Source organism: Pseudolysinimonas sp. (assembly GCF_049651805.1).
GTDB lineage: Bacteria > Actinomycetota > Actinomycetes > Actinomycetales > Microbacteriaceae > Pseudolysinimonas_A.
Genome location: NZ_JBASCU010000019.1, coordinates 14,179 through 31,733, shown reverse-complemented (window position 1 = coordinate 31,733; position 17,555 = coordinate 14,179). Strand labels below are relative to the sequence as shown.

At 67.0% G+C, this 17,555-nt stretch carries 22 protein-coding genes and 1 tRNA gene; 10 read left to right on the top strand and 13 right to left on the bottom strand.

Annotated elements, in window-relative coordinates; all coding sequences use genetic code 11:
• Nucleotides 1-77: 77 nt before the first annotated feature.
• From WBL06_RS04230 to WBL06_RS04195, 8 genes are all read right to left on the bottom strand, one after another.
• Nucleotides 78-446 (bottom strand): DUF4383 domain-containing protein, encoded by a 369-nt coding sequence (locus tag WBL06_RS04230; protein WP_424454729.1) that lies wholly within the window; start codon nt 444-446, stop codon nt 78-80.
• 11 nt (nt 447-457) lie between these two features.
• Nucleotides 458-757, bottom strand: a complete 300-nt coding sequence (locus tag WBL06_RS04225) for a DUF2470 domain-containing protein (protein ID WP_424454728.1) — start codon at nt 755-757, stop codon at nt 458-460.
• Between the two features lie 46 nt (nt 758-803).
• On the bottom strand, nt 804-1,133 hold the full coding sequence (locus WBL06_RS04220; RefSeq protein ID WP_424454727.1) for a roadblock/LC7 domain-containing protein: 330 nt from the start codon (nt 1,131-1,133) through the stop codon (nt 804-806).
• A gap of 59 nt (nt 1,134-1,192) precedes the next feature.
• Complete coding sequence (locus tag WBL06_RS04215) at nt 1,193-1,762, bottom strand: GTP-binding protein (RefSeq protein WP_424454726.1); 570 nt, start codon at nt 1,760-1,762, stop codon at nt 1,193-1,195.
• A gap of 4 nt (nt 1,763-1,766) precedes the next feature.
• Nucleotides 1,767-2,423 carry a hypothetical protein gene (locus WBL06_RS04210; protein ID WP_424454725.1) on the bottom strand — a complete coding sequence of 219 codons (657 nt, stop codon included), beginning with the start codon at nt 2,421-2,423 and terminating at the stop codon, nt 1,767-1,769.
• A 32-nt stretch (nt 2,424-2,455) separates the two neighbouring features.
• Nucleotides 2,456-3,046: a hypothetical protein gene (locus WBL06_RS04205; protein WP_424454724.1), complete on the bottom strand. Its 591-nt coding sequence runs from the start codon at nt 3,044-3,046 to the stop codon at nt 2,456-2,458.
• A gap of 92 nt (nt 3,047-3,138) precedes the next feature.
• Complete coding sequence (locus WBL06_RS04200) at nt 3,139-3,498, bottom strand: hypothetical protein (RefSeq protein ID WP_424454723.1); 360 nt, start codon at nt 3,496-3,498, stop codon at nt 3,139-3,141.
• A 47-nt stretch (nt 3,499-3,545) separates the two neighbouring features.
• Entirely contained in the window at nt 3,546-4,214 is a 669-nt protein-coding gene (locus WBL06_RS04195) for a hypothetical protein (protein WP_424454722.1), read from the bottom strand.
• Nucleotides 4,215-4,652: 438 nt separating this feature from the next.
• On the opposite strand from WBL06_RS04195, the gene WBL06_RS04190 reads away from it, so the two are divergent.
• Nucleotides 4,653-5,417 carry a hypothetical protein gene (locus tag WBL06_RS04190; RefSeq protein WP_424454721.1) on the top strand — a complete coding sequence of 255 codons (765 nt, stop codon included), beginning with the start codon at nt 4,653-4,655 and terminating at the stop codon, nt 5,415-5,417.
• Between the two features lie 269 nt (nt 5,418-5,686).
• Here WBL06_RS04190 and WBL06_RS04185 read toward each other — a convergent pair whose 3' ends face one another.
• The 3 genes from WBL06_RS04185 to WBL06_RS04175 all read right to left on the bottom strand — a co-directional run bounded on the left by WBL06_RS04185 (nt 5,687) and on the right by WBL06_RS04175 (nt 7,010).
• Nucleotides 5,687-6,271 (bottom strand): PIN domain-containing protein, encoded by a 585-nt coding sequence (locus WBL06_RS04185; RefSeq protein ID WP_424454720.1) that lies wholly within the window; start codon nt 6,269-6,271, stop codon nt 5,687-5,689.
• A gap of 27 nt (nt 6,272-6,298) precedes the next feature.
• Nucleotides 6,299-6,823 (bottom strand): helix-turn-helix domain-containing protein, encoded by a 525-nt coding sequence (locus WBL06_RS04180; RefSeq protein ID WP_424454719.1) that lies wholly within the window; start codon nt 6,821-6,823, stop codon nt 6,299-6,301.
• Between the two features lie 113 nt (nt 6,824-6,936).
• Nucleotides 6,937-7,010: transfer RNA gene (locus tag WBL06_RS04175), tRNA-Gly, on the bottom strand.
• A 56-nt stretch (nt 7,011-7,066) separates the two neighbouring features.
• On the opposite strand from WBL06_RS04175, the gene dcd reads away from it, so the two are divergent.
• Nucleotides 7,067-7,672 carry a dCTP deaminase gene (dcd, locus tag WBL06_RS04170; RefSeq protein ID WP_424454718.1) on the top strand — a complete coding sequence of 202 codons (606 nt, stop codon included), beginning with the start codon at nt 7,067-7,069 and terminating at the stop codon, nt 7,670-7,672.
• Between the two features lie 24 nt (nt 7,673-7,696).
• Here dcd and idi read toward each other — a convergent pair whose 3' ends face one another.
• Nucleotides 7,697-8,257 carry an isopentenyl-diphosphate Delta-isomerase gene (idi, locus tag WBL06_RS04165; protein ID WP_424454717.1) on the bottom strand — a complete coding sequence of 187 codons (561 nt, stop codon included), beginning with the start codon at nt 8,255-8,257 and terminating at the stop codon, nt 7,697-7,699.
• 20 nt (nt 8,258-8,277) lie between these two features.
• Between idi and WBL06_RS04160 the strand changes: the two genes are divergently transcribed.
• From WBL06_RS04160 to WBL06_RS04135, 6 genes are read left to right on the top strand one after another with little or no spacing between them, the layout of a single operon-like run.
• Nucleotides 8,278-9,342, top strand: a complete 1,065-nt coding sequence (locus WBL06_RS04160) for a polyprenyl synthetase family protein (RefSeq protein ID WP_424454716.1) — start codon at nt 8,278-8,280, stop codon at nt 9,340-9,342.
• Nucleotides 9,339-10,217 (top strand): phytoene/squalene synthase family protein, encoded by an 879-nt coding sequence (locus tag WBL06_RS04155; protein ID WP_424454715.1) that lies wholly within the window; start codon nt 9,339-9,341, stop codon nt 10,215-10,217. The genes WBL06_RS04160 and WBL06_RS04155 overlap by 4 nt, the downstream gene beginning before the upstream one ends.
• A complete protein-coding gene (gene crtI, locus WBL06_RS04150; protein ID WP_424454714.1) occupies nt 10,214-11,791 on the top strand; it encodes a phytoene desaturase family protein in 1,578 nt (525 codons plus the stop codon). The genes WBL06_RS04155 and crtI overlap by 4 nt, the downstream gene beginning before the upstream one ends.
• Nucleotides 11,788-12,132 carry a lycopene cyclase domain-containing protein gene (locus tag WBL06_RS04145; RefSeq protein WP_424454713.1) on the top strand — a complete coding sequence of 115 codons (345 nt, stop codon included), beginning with the start codon at nt 11,788-11,790 and terminating at the stop codon, nt 12,130-12,132. Before crtI ends, WBL06_RS04145 begins: the two co-directional genes overlap by 4 nt.
• A complete protein-coding gene (locus WBL06_RS04140; RefSeq protein WP_424454712.1) occupies nt 12,129-12,464 on the top strand; it encodes a lycopene cyclase domain-containing protein in 336 nt (111 codons plus the stop codon). The genes WBL06_RS04145 and WBL06_RS04140 overlap by 4 nt, the downstream gene beginning before the upstream one ends.
• The gene (locus WBL06_RS04135; RefSeq protein WP_424454711.1) at nt 12,461-13,321 is read left to right on the top strand and encodes a prenyltransferase; all 861 of its coding nucleotides are present in this window, start codon (nt 12,461-12,463) and stop codon (nt 13,319-13,321) included. The genes WBL06_RS04140 and WBL06_RS04135 overlap by 4 nt, the downstream gene beginning before the upstream one ends.
• On the opposite strand, the gene WBL06_RS04130 is transcribed toward WBL06_RS04135, so the two are convergent.
• Nucleotides 13,300-14,697 carry an MFS transporter gene (locus tag WBL06_RS04130; RefSeq protein ID WP_424454710.1) on the bottom strand — a complete coding sequence of 466 codons (1,398 nt, stop codon included), beginning with the start codon at nt 14,695-14,697 and terminating at the stop codon, nt 13,300-13,302. The genes WBL06_RS04135 and WBL06_RS04130 overlap by 22 nt on opposite strands.
• Before the next feature lie 246 nt (nt 14,698-14,943).
• Between WBL06_RS04130 and dnaK the strand changes: the two genes are divergently transcribed.
• Both dnaK and grpE read left to right on the top strand, forming a co-directional pair.
• Complete coding sequence (dnaK, locus tag WBL06_RS04125; protein ID WP_424454709.1) at nt 14,944-16,836, top strand: molecular chaperone DnaK; 1,893 nt, start codon at nt 14,944-14,946, stop codon at nt 16,834-16,836.
• A gap of 2 nt (nt 16,837-16,838) precedes the next feature.
• A complete protein-coding gene (gene grpE, locus WBL06_RS04120) occupies nt 16,839-17,546 on the top strand; it encodes a nucleotide exchange factor GrpE (RefSeq protein WP_424454708.1) in 708 nt (235 codons plus the stop codon).
• The last annotated feature ends 9 nt before the right edge of the window (nt 17,547-17,555 follow it).

The window sequence follows — 17,555 nt, the reverse complement described above, 5'->3', positions numbered from 1 at the left end:
ATTCCAGCCTGCGCCGACGAAGTCGGGCGGGCCAGGGGGTCGACAGATGACGCCGAACGTGGCAGGCAGCCGCGGGTTCAGGCCTCGGGCCGTGGAAGGGCGGCGACATCCCGCCGAGCCCCGAGCCCGACCGCCAGATGCACGGTCGCGGCCGCGAAGAGCACGACCTCGCCGATTGCTCCGAGTCGCAGCACGTTGAATTCGGTGCCGACGAGGAACAACCCCGCGTACCCGAGCACGAGCCACGCCGTTCCGGCGACGATGTTGGCGATCCGCGCCGCCGCGATGCCGAGCAGCGCGGCCACGACCAGCGCGGTGGCCGCAATGGCGAAGAGCGCGAACAGAAGCGGGCGGGCGGTGAGCGCAGCGAAGACGGCATACCCGGCGAACGCGACACCGAGAGCGAGCGCGACGATGCGGTTGGGTGAACGGAGCAGCGAGCGCACGGCCGGGTCACTCAGTGCGGCCGAGCCGCGACGCCCAGCTTCTCGCAGGCCGCGTCGTAGAGGGCGACGATGTCGCGGCGGATGTCGGCGCGCTCGCTCAGGGGGGCGCCGGGCCAGGGGATGCGCAGCTCTGCCCGCTCGCCCTCGAACTCGTAGTGCCACGTGCCGCCGTGCTCGTCGAGGTCGTGCATCGACGCGTCGCGCACCTCACGATCGGCGAAGGCCCGCACGATGAGCACGTTGTCCTCGATGTGGTCGTCGTTCATGTGGTGCAGCACCGCGGAGACGACCTCGGGGGAGAAAACAGCCATGCCGTCCACGTTAGCTTTTTCCCCAGCGCCGCGGTCGGCGATCCACCTAGGCGAGCAGGTCGGCGGTCTTCTGCGCGAACGATCGCGCGACGGCCAGAGCGTGTCCGACCGTCGCATCGTTGTCGAAGAGCGCAGAGAGCACGAGTTCCTGTCCCGGCACCCGCAGTTGCACGACGTGACCCTTGCCCGACGCGATGATGATGTACTCGCTGGCGCCGATGTTCAGCTCATGGGTCACGGCGTCGCCGAGCGCTTGCATCGAGCTCGCCATCCCGGCAAACCTCTCACCGTCGGTCTTGACCGGGAACCGGGCGACGTCGAAGCCGTCGTCGGTCAGCAGTGCGGCGTAGGTGAGAGAACTCGTTGCGGCGCTCATCTCCGTGAGGAGACTCGATGCGGCCTCCACCACGTCGGGCTTCATGTGAAGTCCGGTGCTCATAGTGATCTCACCCCAGAGACGCTACCGAACGCGGCGCGCATCTCGATATTGATCACGAGGGTGAGCAGGATGTTCTGCATCTGGTTGCGCTCGCGCGGGTCGACCGTGAACACGGGGATGACCAGTCCCGGATTCGTTCGTTCCAGAGCGTCGGAGTAGTCGGTGAGGGCCGGCCCGGATCCCACGTCGGAGCGGGTCACTCCCACGACCACGCCGCCGCGGTCGTACAGTTCGCGGAACTCGTCGAGATAGAAGAGCAATTCCGCGATCGGGTCGGGGGCATCGCTGTTGACGAGCAGGATCATGCCCTTGGCGCGCCTCTTGAGGATGGCCCACATGAAGTTGAACCGCCGCTGGCCGGGAATGCCGTAGAGCCGAACCTTCTCCTGGGCTCCGACGAGAATCTCCCCGTAGTCGAGGGCCACCGTCGTGGTGGCCTTGTCGACGACGTGTCGTTCGGAGTTGTTCGCCTCGGTGCGAACGACCTCGATCTCGCTCAGACTCTGGATCGCGGTGGTCTTTCCGGCTCCCATCGGGCCCGTGAAGAGGATGACGTGCTCGGCCATGGCGTCAGCGGCCCAGCCGCTTACGGAGGCGGGAGAAGAGGCTCTCGCGCTTGGCCTCGGCGGTCTGCGGCGCCATCGTCGCGGCAGGCGCCGCCGCTGACGGGACGAGAATGCGCATCAGGCTGAGCGCGTTGATCATCCGCTGGGCCTCGGACACGTCGACGTCGGCGAAGGCGGCCAGCTCGGATGCACTGGCGTAGGCGTTGCCCAGCACGGCGATCATTCGCACGTGGCTGAGGTTGTGCGAGTGCCGCGTCAGGTTCGGCCAGCGGGTGAGTCGGTAGCGGTCGTCGGGCGAGAGCCAGAACGCCGCGCCGCCGTCGAAGGCGTTGAGCCCCATCATCCACAGGAGCCCGTCGAGGTCTTGGCCGGGCAGGTCGAAGAACGGCGGATCTGTCGGACTGGTCGGCACGGTTTGCAGCCCGGTGTGAACGGCGTCGACCGGGAATTGTTCGAGCGGGGTCGACCAACTGAAGGCATGGTGACGGAAGTCGATGAGCAACGGCTCGTGCGACTCGATCCTCATCTTCAGGTGCACGGGGGTGCGCAGCGACAAGACCGCCTGCACCGCCATCGCTGCCGGAGTCCATCCGACGGTCACCGGAAACTCCCCCGGCTGCGGTGGCGCCTGCGCGGCAACGCGTTGAACCTCGGTTGTCATACTGCTTCCTTGCCTCGTGGGTACTGCCAGCCCTAGAGCTGAATCTGAAGATCCGCTTCGGCGGCCTTGAACCTCGCCATGGCGAGGCTCGACCTTGCCTTGTCCCCGATGATGTAGGTGAAAATCGAAGGATTGCGGGGCAACGGGTGGATGATCTGCACCTGGCTCGTCAGTGAGATGAGCACGTCTTCGATGTGCTCATCACCGCCGAGAGCCTTGACGCTCGCAAGTCGCGCACGAAGGGTCACCGAGGCGCCGGCGGCCGCCAGGTCGATGTCGATACCGGAACCGGCTTTGCCGAGGATCATCCCGGTCTCACTGTCGACGAGCGCGACGCACATCGCGCCGTCGAACGTCAGGAGCCGCTCGAGAACCGTTTCGAGGCTCGGACGGTCATCGACGGCTTCGACGACGGGCGCCGCGACGGGTTCCGGCGCCGCGACGGGCATTGCCACGTCCGCCGGTTTCGGGTCCGGCTTCTTGGCGGCCTGCGAAGGCGGGATGAAGTTGTCGAGCTTCTGGGCCCACCCCCCGAAGTCGGGCTCGGAGTAGTCCGGACGCTCCGGTTCCTTCTCCTTCTTGGAGCGGCGGAGGCCCGAGGTCAGTCGGGATTCAAGGCTCATCGGACGGCTTCCTCATCGATCAGGGTTGAGGACTCCATCGTTTCGATCGACGGGCGCGGCAGAAACCCCCACTTGTGGGCAACGGCCGGAGTCTAGAGCTCGAGCTGCCCTTCACACTCGGCCACCTTGTAGCGCGCCATGGCCAGGTTCGACTTGTTCTTGTCCATGGCGAGGTAGAGGAAGATCGCCGGGTTTGCGGCCAGCGGCCGAACGATGTCGTACTGCGTGCTCAAGGTGATGAGGATGTCGTCGATCGCGTCGTCGGACCCGAGCGTTGCGATCGACTTCAGTTGGGCTCGAACCACCTCGGTGTTGGCGGCCGCCGTGATCTCGAGGTGCGGATCCGACCCTGCATGACTCAGGACCATTCCGGAATTGCTGTCGACGAGGGCCGCGGACCGCGCGCCCGCCAGTTCGAGAAGGCGTTTCAGTGACTCGGCGACGTTCGACATTCTCCGGACTCTCGCTTACGAACTCCAGGCTGACACTGTGATCCTAGTCAGCCCACGGGGAGCATCTCGACGATGATCACGAGCGACGTTTGCGCCGAGCCGAGGTCGACACTCAGCAGCGCAGTGACCTCCGCCCCGATCTTGCGGCTGGGTGGAAGTTGCGCCGAGTAGGTGCCGTCGTCGCTGACGCGCTGCGCGGCGCTCAGGTCGGACTCCAGCTTCGACAGGTCGTCGGCGGTCCAGCCGATCGTCTCGGCGCGACTCTCGAGCAGCGCGCTGTACTCGCGGTACTGTCCCGACCCCCACGGCGCGAGCTCGACGCGCGCGATGGCACCGTCGACGGTCGTCACCGATACAGCGTCGACGAGCTCCAGAACGAGCGCACCGTCAGCCCCCAGGATGCGCACCTCCACCGGCACCTCGGGATCGACCGTGCGCACCGCGTCGTCGTCGAGCCCCAGCGCCGCCGCATCCAGTGCGTCGTCGCTGACCCGGATGATCAGCAGCCCCGTCGCCGTGGCGTACTCGATTCCCGCCGACGTGAACACGGTCGTGCCGTCGGCCGCACGCTGGTCGCTCGACGGGGCGCGCGTGGGGTCGACCCACCACGAGTTGTTGAACGAGAAGAGGATGCCGGCCATCGCGGCGGCGGCGACGAGCAGCACCAGCGGCGCGAGCCAGAAGCGCACGAAACGACCCGACCCGTGACGACTCATTCGACGACCCCGGCGGAGAAGAGTGTCATGTCGTCCACGTTAACCCGGCTGCTGAGACAAGAGCCTCGTGGCTCGTCCTGCGCGCTCCGGTCATCACCGACGCAAAGGGAAACCCGCTCCCCGGCACCGATTATCGCGACTCCGAGAATGTTCCACTCGGCGAAGACATCCACGAGTACTTCGCCCGCGAAGTGCTGCCGCACGTGCCCGACGCTTGGGTCGACGAGTCCAGACGAAGGTCGGCTACGAGATCCCTTTCACTCGGCACTTCTACAAGTACGTGCCGCCGCGCGCTACAAGCTCGCGTTCGACAAGTACTTGGCCGAGCGCAAGTACACGGGGATGCACGCGCTCGTCGCATTCTCGGGAGAGGTCGCCGACCTCGAGTCGGGACCGGATGCCTAGACCACGATGAACCTGGGGTTGAAGAAGCGCAGCTTGCCGCAGGCATTCGCCTCCGACGATTACCAGGTGATCGTCGCCAACAAGTTCCAGACCGGAATGGCTCACTCCCGCCAAGGAGCGCTTCGCCGGTCAGTACAAGGCCGCCCGAGAAGCCGGGATGGGTCGCGTCTCGAGGAGTTGGACCTCTTCCGCAGCGACGTGAACTCCTTCTTCCGCGCCTACGACTTTCTCTCGCAGATCATCAACTACCACGACACCGGTCTGGAGAAGCGGTCGATCTTCTACCGGCTGCTCACGCCGCTGATCAGCGACGAAACCCGCGACCGCTCGATCGACCTCAGCGCCGTCAAACTCACGCACTACAGCCTGCGGCCCGAGGAAGCGGAAGACCTTCAACTCTCGGGGGAGGGCGACCCCCTCGCACCCTTCAGCGCAGTTGGCTCGGGCTCCGCCCTCGACCCCGAGTATGTGCGGCTGCGCGAGATCATCGAGAAGATGAACACCCTCTTCGAGGGCGACGATCTCACCGAAGCCGACATGGTCGGCTTCACCGGCTACGTCGGCGGCAAGTTCGATGAGAGCACCAAGCTGCGCGAACAGGCCGCAGCCAACACGCTGGAGCAGTTCCTGGCCAGCCCCGACCTCGGCACAGCGTTCATGGATGCCGTCATCGACTCCGACACCAACTCCCGCAATATGAGCGAACAAGTGCTCGGCAGCACGAAGATCCAGAAAGCGATCCTCGCTCTACTCGCCCGCGACGTCTACGAGAAGCACGGTCGCGGCGACGCTGCTTGAGCCCTTGGGCGAGGGTGGTGCGTGCCGCAGCGTCAGCGTCACGCACCGTGACAGTCAGCCCTTACCGAGCGTGGAGCCCGCCTTGGACTTGGCCGGCGAAGAAGAACTCGATGACGCGAGAGTGCTTCCCGCCTTGGACAGTTGGGACTTGGACGGCTTCGCCATGCACATCCCCTCCTCTCCAATCGGCCGCAACTGCGGCGGTTGGAGCGTAAGCCCAGGCGCCGACAGTGTCAGCGAGACTCGGCGCCGCAACCCTAGGGGAGTGGCTATGACGCGAGCTCGGCGCGGATCATTGCCATCGCGTCGGTCATTGCGTACCTCTGCTCGAGCACCTCGACGATGTCGAGTTCCGTGAGTTGTGGCCCAGTCCTTCCCGTGCGGATTGCCATCTGGGTGATCGCATCCAACGAGCGCGTCGGACTGAGGCTGACGGCATCGCGCGCGAACTCTGCGACGGGAATCGCCTCGATGCCGTCCGGCAGGAGCGTCAGGGGGAAGTCCTTGAGGTTCGCTGTAACGATCACGCCGGCCCCCGCGATCTGGGCAGCTGCGACAACGTGCTCGTCATCCGGGTCCGGAAGCCCGTAGCTGCCCTCGAGCGGCTCCCATCCGGTGACCACAGCATCACTGAATGTCTTGCGCATCTGACCGACAAGATGAGCAGCCCTGGCTTGTGCCTCACTCGCCTCAGTCCTGCGCTTTTGGAGCTTCAGCGCCTCGTGGAACTCGAGTTCTGACAAGATCGCCTCGCTCCACACTGGGCGGTAGACACGTTCGATTGCCAACGACAGCAGGAAATCTCGCTGAAGGCTCGGCCAGAGCACGCTGGTATCGAGTAGGGCAACGAACATCCGCTCAGGATGCCACGACCGGTCTGGCTATCGACGCCTTTGCGCGGCGACCGCGCGGCGGGCGTCTCGTAGGTTCTCGAGTACCTCGTCGAGCGGAGTTTCCTCGTCTAGGTCCGCGGACATTGCGTCGAGTGCCGCGTACTGGTCCTGACGGCGTTGTTCGCGGAATGCCAACAGATCAGCCAGTCGGATCTTGCGGTGGGTTCCCACTCTTTCGAAGGGGAGCTTGCCCTCATCGAGAATCTTGATGACTGTCGGGCGGCTCACATTCAGCAGATCCGCTGCTTGCTGGGTGGTGAGCGTGCGGGACTGGGGCGAAATCGTCACAGACAGGCCGCGCTGCATGGCTTCGACGGCCTGTCGAAGAACGAGGTAGATCTCCTCGGGAAGCTCGACTTGATCTCCAGCCGTCGCGCCGGCGAGAAGATAGCGCGCAGCAGGGCGTTCCCGGCCCATAGCTGCATGGGCTTCGAGGAAGTCGTGGACGCGCGCGATCGCCGCGTCGTCGCTGGCCTCGTAGGTCTCTGGGGCAAGAAGGGCTGAAGTGGTCATGGTCGATCTCCTGTAAACGCAAGAAACGTAACACACTTCGCTTAGAGTAGATAGAGGCGTTCGCTCGCAAGTCAGAGGTCCCACGACGTGATCCTTGACGATGCACATTTCGTTGGAGCGGATGACGGGAATCGAACCCGCGCTATCAGCTTGGGAAGCTGAAGTTCTGCCATTGAACTACATCCGCGCGCTGGAGCAAGCTCCGACTGACCCAGTGTAGCCAACCCCGATACCCTCGTTCCTATGCTGCTGAGCGACCGCGACATCCGACTCGAACTCGACGCGGGGCGCATCGGGCTGGAGCCGCTCGACCGGGAGATGATCCAGCCGTCGAGCATCGACGTGCGGCTCGACCGCTTCTTCCGGCTGTTCGACAACCACAAGTACCCCTTCATCGACCCGGCCGAAGACCAGCCCGAGCTGACCCGGCTGATCGAGACGAAGCCCGACGAGCCGTTCATCCTGCACCCGGGGGAGTTCGTTCTCGGGTCGACGTTCGAGCTCGTCACGCTTCCCGACGACGTGGCCGCGCGGCTCGAAGGCAAGTCATCGCTCGGCCGCCTCGGATTGCTGACACACTCGACGGCCGGCTTCGTCGACCCGGGTTTCTCGGGGCACGTGACACTCGAGCTGAGCAACGTCGCCACCCTGCCGATCAAGTTGTGGCCCGGGATGAAGATCGGGCAGCTCTGCTTCATCCGCACGTCATCGGCGGTGGACAACCCCTACGGGTCGGGGCCGTACGGCAACCGGTATCAGGGGCAGCGGGGGCCGACGGCGTCCCGGTCGTTCCAGAACTTCCATCGCACCGACGTCACCACGACCGACGCGGGGTCGACGGGGGGTTAGGTCTCGACACGCCGCCTTCGGCGGCTACTCGACCACCGAAGATGGGGGCGTGGGCTTCCACTGCTTGAGTTGCAGCACGAGCCAGGGGCTGAAGGCGAACGGCGTCGCGGTCGCGGCCTTCACCAGGTCGGCCGGCACCACCCAGGCCCAGTCGTCGACCTCGTCGGGCCGGGGCATCGGGTCGTCGCGCACGAGCGTCCGGTAGACGGGGCAGACCTCGTTCTCGACGACGCCGGCCGCATCCACCGCCCGGTAGCGGAAGTCGGGCAGCACGAGGTCGAGTTCGCCGATCGGCAGCGCCAGTTCCCGCAGGCCCCGGCGGCGCACGGCATCCTCGATGTTCTCGTCGGGGCCGGGATGTCCGCAGAAGGCGTTGGTCCACACGCCCGGGAAGGTCAGTTTCGTCACCGCGCGGCGGGTGACGAGCACCCGGCCGCGGGCGTCGAAGACGTGGCAGGAGAACGCCAGATGCAGCGGGGTGTCGTCGCCGTGCACCGACGCCTTGTCGGCGACGCCGATCGGGTCACCAGCCTCCGAGAGCAGCACGACCTGCTCGCGGAACGATGGGCCTGTGGGGTGCGACATGGGCGGGGTAGTCTGCCGGAATGGATGCGGCACTGGCGACCGCGGCGGCACGGCAGTCGCAGGTGGACGCCGTTCTGGCGCGTCTGTTCAGCCTAGCCCGCAAGCGCGCCGAGCCCCTGGGGTCGGCATACGTCGAGCTGTGGGACCGCATCGAGGCCTCGACCACCGGTGGCAAGCGCTTCCGGCCTCGGATGGTGTTCGCCGCGTACTCCGCGCTCGGCGGCGATGACTTCGACGCCGCCGCGTATGTGGGCGCCGCCTTCGAGCTGCTGCACACCTCGCTGTGCCTGCACGACGACGTCATCGACCGTGACTTCACTCGACGGGGTGCCCCGAACGTCGCGGGAGCCTTCCGCGACCGCGCGCTGGCCGCGGGGGCCGACGCGACGACCGCCGAACACCACGGGGTGAGCGCCGCCGTCATCGCCGGTGACCTCGCCCTGTTCAACGCCTACCGGCTGATCGACCGCAGCGGCGTGACGGGTGAGGTGCGGGCGAGGCTGCTCGAAGTCATGGACGAGGCGCTGTTCGCGAGCGCCGCCGGCGAGCTCATCGACATCGACTTCACCCTGCGTCCCGCGGTGCCGCATGTCGATGACATCCTCAGCATGGAGCGGTTGAAGACCGCCGTGTACTCCTTCGAGGGACCGTTGCAGGCGGGGGCGATCCTCGCCGGAGCCTCGGACGAGACCGTGGCGACGCTCGGCGAGTTCGGCCGCGAGATCGGCATCGCCTACCAACTCGTCGACGACGTGCTCGGGGTGTTCGGCACCGAGGACGAGACCGGCAAGACGACGGTCGGCGACCTGCGCGAAGGCAAGCGCACGGTGCTCATCGCCTATGCCGCGAGCGCCCCCGGCTGGGACGGGTACGCCGACCTCTTCGGCGACCCCGCGCTCAGCGATGAGGGGGCGGCGACGCTGCGTGCCCACCTCGTCGCGTCGGGCGCCCGCGGGTTCGCCGAGGGGCTCGCCCGCTACTACGTGAACCGAGCGTTGGCGCGGCTGGTCGAGCCGCACATCCCGGCCGCGCTGCGGAGCGAACTGCATCCCGTCGCCGACGCCGTACTCGGCCGCGCCAAGTGACTCCCGCACCCGGGACGAGCCTCTACGACAGGCTCGCCGATCAGACCGCGAGCCTCGTCATCCGCCGCTACTCCACGTCGTTCGGGATGGCGTCGCGGCTTCTCGGGGTCGGCATCCGGCAGTCGGTGGCGAACATCTACGCCCTCGTGCGGGTCGCCGACGAGATCGTCGACGGCGGCGCCGAGGATGCCGGGCTCGATCGCATCCAGGCCGAGCGGATGCTGGACGCTTACGAAGCCGAGACCGAGCGGGCACTCGCGCACGGGTACAGCGCCGACCTCGTCGTGCACGCCTTCGCCCGCACCGCGCGAGGCGCCGGGTTTGGCACGGAGCTCACGAAACCGTTCTTCGCGTCGATGCGCGCCGACCTACACGAGACCGAGCACGACGCCGCGAGCTTCGCCGCCTACGTCTACGGCTCGGCCGAGGTGGTCGGGCTGATGTGCCTGCGGGTGTTCGTGAAGGATGCGCCGCGCCCCTATCGCGCCGACGAACTCGACACCCTCGAGACCGGAGCGCGCGCCCTGGGCGCCGCGTTTCAGAAGGTCAACTTTCTGCGCGACCTCGCCGCCGACCACGACAAGCTGGGACGCAGCTACTTTCCGGGCATCGACGTGACCCGACTGACCGAAGACGAGAAGAACACTGTGCTCGACGACATCGACGCCGACCTCGCCCGCGCGGCGGCGACCCTGCCGCTGCTGCCCCCCAGCTCCCGTAGGGCGGTGGCACTCGCCCAGCGGCTGTTCGCCGAACTGTCGCGGCGGCTGCGGCGCACTCCGGCATCCGCTCTGTTGCGCACCCGGGTGCGCGTTCCCGACCCGGTGAAGCTGCGCATCGCGCTCGCCGCCGCAACGTTCGGGGGCAGGTCGTGAGCCGCGTCATCATCATCGGCGGCGGCATCGGCGGACTCGCCTCAGCGGCGCTGCTCGCCCGCGAAGGTCACGACGTGGTGCTGCTCGAACAGCAGGCGGCGTTCGGCGGCCGCGCCGGCTCGTGGGAGAAGGATGGCTTCCGCTTCGACACCGGACCGTCGTGGTACCTCATGCCCGAGGTGTTCGACCACTTCTACAAGCTGCTCGGCACGAGCGCCGACCACGAACTGCAACTCGTGCAGCTCGATCCCGGCTACCGCGTCTACGCCGAGGGCGAGACGGAGCCGGTGGATGTCTCTGCCGACGTGCACGAGACCCTCGAGACCTTCGAGCGCCTGGAACGCGGATCGGCTCTGCGCGTCGCCAAGTACCTCGATCGGGCTCGTGAGATCTACGAACTCGCCAAGCAGCGTTTCCTGTACTCGACGTTCGTGAAGCTCGGCCCCGTGTTCCGGGGCGAGGTGCTCGCGAGCGGGCCGCGGCTGGCGCGTCTGCTGCTCGAGCCGCTCGACCGGCTCGTGAATCGCACGGTGCGCGACATCCGGCTGCGCCAGGTGCTCGGCTACCCCGCGGTGTTCCTCGGCTCGGCGCCCGCGCTCGCCCCGAGCATGTATTCGCTCATGAGCCACCTCGACCTCGTCGACGGAGTGTTCTATCCCGAGGGTGGGTTCACCGAGGTGATCGGCAGCATCGAGCGACTGGCTCGCGCCGCCGGTGCCGATCTGCGATCTGGAGCCGCAGTACGTCGCATCGTCGTGACCGATGGGACAGCAACGGGCGTGGAGCTCGCCGACGGGTCGGTGCTGGAAGCCGACATCGTCGTCTCGGCGGCTGACCTGCACCACACCGAGACGGTGCTGCTCACCGCGCCCGAGTCGCGCAGCTACCCCGAGGAGTACTGGCAGGATGCCGTCGCCGGGCCGAGCGCGCTGCTGATCTACCTGGGGGTCGAGGGCGAGCTGCCCGCGCTGGAACACCACACCCTGTTCTTCGCGCAGGCGTGGGCCGACAACTTCGAGGCGATCTTCGGCTCGACCCCGCGGGTGCCCGAGACGCCGTCGTTCTATGTTTGCAAGCCGAGCGGCGTCGACCCGTCGGTGGCGCCCGACGGCACCGAGAACGTCTTCGTGCTCGTTCCGCTGCCCGCCGACCCCGGCCTCGGCCACGGCGGTCTCGACGGCGCGGGTGACGAGCTGATCGAGGCGCTCGCCGACCAGGTGATCGCCTTGCTGGCCGAGTGGGCCGGCATCCCCGATCTCGCGACGCGCATCGTGCTGCGTCGCACGGTCGGACCCGCCGACTTCGCCGACGACCTCAACGCGTGGAAGGGCACCGCCCTCGGGCCCGCGCATGTGCTCAAGCAGAGCGCCTTCTTCCGCCCGGGCAACATGTCGAAGAAGGTGGCCGGGCTCTACTACGTTGGGTCGTCGACGATCCCGGGTATCGGGCTGCCGATGTGCCTGATCTCGGCCGAGGTGCTCGTCAAGCGGCTGCGCGGCGACACCACAGCCGGCCCGCTGCCCGAGCCGCTCAAGACCGTCACGACCACCCTCGCCGGGCGAGCGCTCGGGTGAACTACCTCTACCTGGCGGCTCTGATCGTCTCGATCGCCGGGATGATCGTGCTCGACCTGCGCTTCAAGCTGTTCTTCGCCGCCGCCCCGCTGCGCGCCGCGATCGTGCTGGTCGTCGGGGTGGCGTTCTTCCTCGCCTGGGATGTCGCCGGCATCACCCTCGGCATCTTCTTCCGCGGCAACCCCGACCTGCTCACCGGGGTGCTCCTGGCACCCGAGCTGCCGATTGAGGAGGTCTTCTTCCTGGTGCTCCTCTGCTACACGACGATGAACCTCTTTCGGTGGTCGAGTAGCGCCCGGCGGAGCCGGACGCGTGTCGAGACCGGGAGCGCAGGCTCATGACCTACTGGTCACTGAACGCCGTCTTCCTCGGCGTCGTCGCACTGGTCGCCATCGCTGCGCTGGCCTCTCGCCGCTCCCCGTCATGGCGGACGATCGGCCTCGCCGCCATCCCGATGCTGATCCTCACGGCGATCTTCGACAACATCCTCGTCGGCACCGGCATCGTGGGGTACGACGAAGCGCTGATCTCGGGCGCGAAGATCGGGTTCGCCCCTCTCGAAGACTTCGCGTACACGGTCGCCGCCCTCGTGCTGCTGCCGTCGCTGTGGTCGCTGCTAGGGTCTCGACACGCCGCCTTCGGCGGCTACTCGACCACCGAAGGAACCCCGTGATTCGGGCGCTGTTCCTGACGAGTCGGCCGCTGTCGTGGGTGAACACGGCGTTCCCGTTCGCCGCCGCGTACGTCGTGACGACGCAGCGGGTCGATGTGACGCTGATCGTGGGAACCCTGTTCTTTCTCGTGCCGTACAACTTCGCGATGTACGGCATCAACGACGTCTTCGACTACCAGTCCGATCTGCGCAACCCGCGCAAGGGCGGCGTCGAGGGGGCGCTGCTCGACCCCCGCTGGCACCGGCTGGTGCTGTGGCTCTCGGGCATCCTCGCGCTGCCGTTCGTCGCCTACCTCGTGGTCGTCGGCAACCCGGCGAGTTGGGTGGCGCTCGCCGTGAGCCTCTTCGCGGTCGTCGCGTACTCGGCCGCGGGCCTGCGCTTCAAGGAGCGCCCGGTGCTCGACTCGCTCACCTCAAGCACGCACTTCGTCTCCCCCGCGGTCTACGGCCTGCTACTCGCCGGTGCGACCTTCACCCCCGCGCTGTTCGCGCTTCTCGTGGCGTTCTTCCTCTGGGGCGCGGCGTCGCACGCGTTCGGGGCGGTGCAGGATGTCGTGGCCGACCGAGAGGGCGGCATCGGCTCGATCGCGACAGTGATCGGCGCGCGGCGCACGGTGCGACTCTCGGTGGTGCTCTATCTGCTGGCCGGCATCCTGTTGCTCGCCACCGAGTGGCCAGGGCCCATCGCCGCTCTGTTCGCGTTGCCGTACGCCGTCAATCAGCTGCCATGGTGGCGGGTGACCGATGAGACGGCGCCGACGGCGAACCGCGGTTGGCGCCGCTTCTTGTGGCTCAACTTCGCGACCGGATTCGGCGTCACGATGCTGGTGATCGCCTACGCGCTGCGCGCCGCCTGACCGCGCGGCGGGCCGGGGATCCGCACGAACAGCATCAGCACCAGGCCGACGAGCAGGATGAGCACGATGCCGAGCACCCCCCACGCCGTCGATCCGAAGAGGGCGATCGCGCCGGCCCACGCCAGGGGCGACAGGAAGCTCGCGGCGCGCCCGGTGGTCGCGTAGAGGCCGAAGATCTCGCCCTCGCGCCCGGCGGGGGTTACCCGGGCCAGGAAGGATCGGCTGGCCGCTTGCGCCGGTCCGACGAAGACCGTCAGCAGCAGCCCGAACACCCAGAACACGACCGTGCCGAGATCCCGGGCGAAGAACACGACGAGACCGGCGACCACGAGACCGGTCAGCGCGGTGATGATCACGGCGCGTGCCCCGAACCGGTCGTCGAAGCGACCCGCCACGATCGTGCTGACGCCGGCGACGATGTTCGCGGCGACTCCGAACAGGATGACCTCGATCTGGCTGAACCCGAAGACGGTCGCGGCGATGATCGCGCCGAAGGTGAAGACGCCGGCGAGACCGTCGCGGAAGACCGCGCTGGCCAGCAGGAACCAGAACGTCGGCCGCGTCTCGCGGAAGATGCGCGCGATGTCCTTCACCAGCACGACGTAGCTGCGGAAGAAGCTCACGCGCTCCCGCCCGGCCGCCGGGGGCGCCTCGGGCACGTTCAAGAAGATCGGGATGCAGAACAGCACCGTCCAGACGGCACACCCGAGCGCGACGATGCGGATGTTGAGCCCGCCCTCGGTCGGGATGCCGAACCATCCGTTCTGCTGCATCACGACGACGATGACAAGCGCCACGATGCCGCCGAGGTAGCCGAAGCCCCAGCCGAGCCCGCTGATGCGCCCGACGGTCTTCGGGGTGGAGACCTGCACGAGCATCGCGTTGTAGTTGACGCCGGCGATCTCGCTGAACACCGACCCGATGGCGATGAGACCGGCGCCGACCCAGAAGAACGCGTAGTCGGCTTCGACGAAGAACAGCAGCGCCGTGGTGAGAACCAACAGCCCGGTGGCGATTCCGAGGGTCAGCTTGCGGCGGCCGCTCGCATCGGCGCGCTGCCCGAGCACGGGGGCGAGCAGCGCGATGAGGATGCCGGCCACGCCGATCGCCAGCCCGAGGCCCGACGTCAGTACGGCGTTCTCGCCGCTGGCATCCGCCGCCGTTCCGTCCGGAAGGAAGAGGTCGCTCGTGAGATACACCGAGAAGACGAAGGTGAGGATGACGGTGTTGAACGGCTGTGTGGCCCAATCCCACAGTGCCCACGACCACACCTGCTTGCGCGGAACGACCTTCCCCTCTTGGAGGTCCAATCCCATGATGCCGATGGCGCCGGTGTTGGCGGTGGCGGGGAGCACGTCGGGGCGAGGGTCGGTCATGGCGGCACGCTACTTCCGTGAGGTGAACGCCCGGTATCGGCACTGATTCCGGGTCACGTGCAACCTACCGCCTGCATGCCGAGCGCGGGCCGAATCTGGGAGTTGAGCCGCAGTGACTCAAGTCGGGTTGACAAAGTTATCCACAGGTTGCAAACTTGAGCCTGCGCGACTCATGCTTCGACACGCCGGCTCCACCGGCTACTCAGCAACCGGGTCGCATCCACCGAACAAGGAGTACATACGCACATGGCCCGCGCAGTCGGAATCGACCTCGGAACCACCAACTCGGTGGTCGCCGTACTCGAAGGTGGAGAACCCACCGTCATCGCGAACGCCGAAGGTTTCCGCACGACCCCGTCGGTCGTGGCCTTCACCAAAGACTCGGAGGTGCTGGTCGGCGAGACCGCCAAGCGCCAGGCCGTCACCAACGTCGATCGCACCATCGCCTCGGTCAAGCGCCACATGGGCACCGACTGGAAGACGGACGTCGACGCCAAGAAGTACACGCCGCAGGAGATCTCGGCGCGCATCCTCGGCAAGCTCAAGCGCGACGCCGAGCAGTACCTCGGCGAAGACGTGACGGATGCCGTCATCACCGTTCCGGCGTACTTCAACGACGCCGAGCGTCAGGCCACCAAGGAGGCCGGTGAGATCGCGGGCCTCAACGTGTTGCGCATCATCAACGAGCCCACCGCGGCCGCGCTCGCCTACGGCCTCGACAAGGGCAAGGAAGACGAGCTCATCCTCGTCTTCGACCTCGGCGGCGGAACGTTCGACGTGAGCCTGCTCGAGGTGGGCAAGGACGACGACTTCTCGACCATTCAGGTGCGGGCGACCGCCGGTGACAACCGTCTCGGTGGTGACGACTGGGACCAGCGGGTCGTCGAGCACCTCATCAAGAAGTTCAAGGACACCACCGGTGTCGACGTCAGCAAAGACAAGATCGCGCTCCAGCGCCTCAAGGAGGCTGCCGAGCAGGCGAAGAAGGAACTCTCCTCCTCGACGAGCGCCAGCATCCAGCTTCCCTACCTGTCGCTCACCGAGAACGGCCCGGCCAACCTCGACGAGTCGATCACCCGCGCGCAGTTCGAGCAGATGACTTCCGACCTGCTCGACCGCACGAAGAAGCCGTTCCAGGACGTCATCAAGGAGGCGGGCATCAAGGTCGCCGACATCGACCACGTCGTGCTCGTCGGCGGATCGACCCGTATGCCGGCCGTGACCGACCTGGTGAAGAAGCTCACCGGCGGCAAGGAGCCCAACAAGACCGTCAACCCGGATGAGGTGGTCGCCGTCGGCGCCGCCCTCCAGGCCGGCGTGCTGAAGGGTGAGCGCAAAGACGTTCTGCTCATCGACGTCACCCCCCTGAGTCTCGGCATCGAGACCAAGGGCGGCATCATGACGAAGCTGATCGAGCGCAACACCGCCATCCCGACCAAGCGCAGTGAGACCTTCACGACTGCCGACGACAACCAGCCGTCGGTTGCCATCCAGGTCTTCCAGGGCGAGCGCGAGTTCACCCGCGACAACAAGCCGCTGGGCACCTTCGAGCTCACCGGCATCGCGCCGGCGCCGCGCGGCGTGCCGCAGATCGAGGTCACCTTCGACCTCGACGCCAACGGCATCGTGCACGTCTCGGCGAAGGACAAGGGCACCGGCAAGGAACAGTCGATGACCATCACCGGCGGCTCGTCGCTGCCGAAGGAAGACATCGAGCGCATGGTGCGCGAAGCCGAAGAGCACGCCGCCGAAGACAAGGCGCGACGCGAGTCGGCCGAGACCCGCAACAGCGCCGAGCAGCTCGCCTACTCGATCGAGAAGCTGATCAAGGAGAACGAGGACAAGCTTCCCGACGACGTCAAGACCGAGGTGCAGGGCGATCTCGATGCGCTCAAGACCGCGTTGCAGGGTGAAGACGACGAAGCCGTGAAGTCGGCGTTCGACAAGCTCGTCCTCAGCCAGACGAAGCTGGGCGAGGCGATCTACTCGTCGCCGGTGACCGAGCCCGACGCGGCGGCCGAAGAGCCGGCGGCCGGCACCGACGAAGACATCGTGGATGCCGAGATCGTCGACGACGAAGATCCGAAGGCCGACGACGCCAAGACCGACGAAGCACCGGCCGAGGAGCCGAAGAAGTAGGCATGACCGACGACGCGAAAGACAAGACGCCCCAGGGCGACGACGACGCGCCGAAGATCAACGACAAGCGCAAGATCGACCCCGAAACGGGCGAGCCGCGCGTGACGGAGGCGGTCGGCGATGGATTCCGGAAGAAGCCCGGCGACGAACCGGCTGAGGAGGCCGCCGCCGACTCCGACGAGCCCGCGGTTGACGAGGAACCCGGGGGCGACGACATCCAGCTGATCGACACCGAAGGCACCGACGTCGAGTTCACCGACGAAGACCTCGAGCTGCTCGCCGAGGCGGAGCGCGACCTGGTCGCGGAGTATCGCGACCGGGCCGCACGGGCGGAGGCGGAGTTGAAGAACTTCCGCACCCGCGTCGAGCGCGATCGGCAGGCGAACCGCGAGATCGTGATCGCCGAGGTGATCCGCTCGCTGCTTCCCGCGATCGACGATCTCGACCGCGCGGACGCGCATGGCGACCTCGTCGAGGGCAGCCCGCTGGCGATCGTCGCGCAGAAGATCCGCGCCGCGTTCGACAAGTACGGCCTCGAGCGGGTGGGTGAGAAGGGCGAACGCTTCGACCCGAAGCGGCACGAAGCCCTCGTGCGCCTCCCGAGCGCGGACGTCGAATTCGACACCGTCGCAGATGTCATCGAGCCCGGCTACCTGCTCGGCGAGCGCCTCATCCGCGCCGCCAAGGTCGCCGTCTCCTCGCCCGAGTAGCAGGGAGAG

Coding starts and splice junctions, on each gene's coding strand:
- WBL06_RS04180 (WP_424454719.1), bottom strand. CDS start 6,823: ATGACCACTTCAGCCCTTCTTGCCCCAGAGACCTACGAGGCCAGCGAC.
- WBL06_RS04160 (WP_424454716.1), top strand. CDS start 8,278: ATGGATGCGGCACTGGCGACCGCGGCGGCACGGCAGTCGCAGGTGGAC.
- WBL06_RS04220 (WP_424454727.1), bottom strand. CDS start 1,133: ATGAGCGCCGCAACGAGTTCTCTCACCTACGCCGCACTGCTGACCGAC.
- WBL06_RS04215 (WP_424454726.1), bottom strand. CDS start 1,762: ATGGCCGAGCACGTCATCCTCTTCACGGGCCCGATGGGAGCCGGAAAG.
- WBL06_RS04200 (WP_424454723.1), bottom strand. CDS start 3,498: ATGTCGAACGTCGCCGAGTCACTGAAACGCCTTCTCGAACTGGCGGGC.
- WBL06_RS04210 (WP_424454725.1), bottom strand. CDS start 2,423: ATGACAACCGAGGTTCAACGCGTTGCCGCGCAGGCGCCACCGCAGCCG.
- dcd (WP_424454718.1), top strand. CDS start 7,067: ATGCTGCTGAGCGACCGCGACATCCGACTCGAACTCGACGCGGGGCGC.
- WBL06_RS04130 (WP_424454710.1), bottom strand. CDS start 14,697: ATGACCGACCCTCGCCCCGACGTGCTCCCCGCCACCGCCAACACCGGC.
- WBL06_RS04205 (WP_424454724.1), bottom strand. CDS start 3,046: ATGAGCCTTGAATCCCGACTGACCTCGGGCCTCCGCCGCTCCAAGAAG.
- dnaK (WP_424454709.1), top strand. CDS start 14,944: ATGGCCCGCGCAGTCGGAATCGACCTCGGAACCACCAACTCGGTGGTC.
- WBL06_RS04195 (WP_424454722.1), bottom strand. CDS start 4,214: ATGAGTCGTCACGGGTCGGGTCGTTTCGTGCGCTTCTGGCTCGCGCCG.
- WBL06_RS04140 (WP_424454712.1), top strand. CDS start 12,129: ATGACCTACTGGTCACTGAACGCCGTCTTCCTCGGCGTCGTCGCACTG.
- idi (WP_424454717.1), bottom strand. CDS start 8,257: ATGTCGCACCCCACAGGCCCATCGTTCCGCGAGCAGGTCGTGCTGCTC.
- grpE (WP_424454708.1), top strand. CDS start 16,839: ATGACCGACGACGCGAAAGACAAGACGCCCCAGGGCGACGACGACGCG.
- WBL06_RS04225 (WP_424454728.1), bottom strand. CDS start 757: ATGGCTGTTTTCTCCCCCGAGGTCGTCTCCGCGGTGCTGCACCACATG.
- WBL06_RS04185 (WP_424454720.1), bottom strand. CDS start 6,271: ATGTTCGTTGCCCTACTCGATACCAGCGTGCTCTGGCCGAGCCTTCAG.